1 protein-coding gene is annotated in these 270 nt (G+C 48.9%); it reads right to left on the bottom strand.

Features of this window, described 5'->3' with window-relative positions; genetic code table 11:
• Positions 1-205 (bottom strand): hypothetical protein (locus tag PZC42_RS21395; RefSeq protein ID WP_277214166.1); only part of this gene is annotated, 205 nt, incomplete at its 3' end.
• Positions 206-270: the final 65 nt, after the last annotated feature.

Consider the following 270-nt stretch of genomic DNA (forward strand, 5'->3'; position numbering starts at 1 on the left):
TCCTAACGAATTGGTACCGATGCATACCCAAAGCATATGGGTTTGTTTCTAAAAATCCACTAGGCCATATTTTTGGATGAACCCCCACACTTTGGATGGAGGCACTCGGTGATCCACGCTCGACCATCCCAAAGCCTCCACCCAAAGAATCCTTCCTCATTTGGAGCGCCAGCTCCAACTCCAACTGAACTTGGATCACCTCCATAGCGAGGGATCATGTACGTAGGTGCGACTACTGATTGTCACTTGCGGATACGACAGTTATCTAGG

This window comes from Isoptericola croceus (assembly GCF_029382255.1).
GTDB lineage: Bacteria > Actinomycetota > Actinomycetes > Actinomycetales > Cellulomonadaceae > Isoptericola > Isoptericola croceus.